This window comes from Enterobacter sp. RIT637 (assembly GCF_019718755.1).
GTDB lineage: Bacteria > Pseudomonadota > Gammaproteobacteria > Enterobacterales > Enterobacteriaceae > Enterobacter.
In genome coordinates this window covers 1-518 of sequence record NZ_JAIHAZ010000192.1, presented here as the reverse complement: position 1 = coordinate 518, position 518 = coordinate 1, and the positions used below count along the sequence as shown (strand labels likewise).

General features: G+C 44.6%; 1 protein-coding gene. It reads right to left on the bottom strand.

The genetic code is table 11. From position 1 onward, the window contains the following. Positions 1 to 280 precede the first annotated feature (280 nt). Positions 281 to 518, bottom strand: a 238-nt coding sequence (locus tag K5E19_RS23945; RefSeq protein WP_260411946.1) for a LysR substrate-binding domain-containing protein, incomplete at its 5' end; no start/stop codon positions are given.

The following is a 518-nucleotide window of genomic DNA, read 5'->3' as shown; positions in this document are numbered from 1 at the left end:
GATTCATATTTATTCCTTGTTTAAACAAAATCCTGAGAAACGTTATTTTTATGAAGTATTTATTTAACAACTCTATAACCGTCTGATATTTGCATAGAACAGGTTTCAGACAATGAGTACGATAAAGGTCACAAGGCAAATATGTCAATTCGCCATTATTAATAGAACTCAGTGAAATATCTTAATTGCGCCGGAAGGGACTGGGGATTATTTATCTCTGACAGGAGGGCAGAGGCCAAATTCCAATAATCATCTGACCTCTCTGCATTTACGGGGCGGCTTACTCTTTTCTTCTGCCCCGCATTCCCTGATAAAGCTCCGCCACTTCCACAAAATAGTCCGTCAGATAGTTAATACAGACCTGGACCTTGAGCGGCAGTTTGTCCTTTTCCGTATAGAGGGCATACACCGGACGGGGATCGGACTGGTAGCGCGGGAAGAGGATCTCCAACTCACCGCTGTTAATCTCATTGATCACCCACATCAATGGCACGTAGGCGATGCCTGCCCCGGCGACC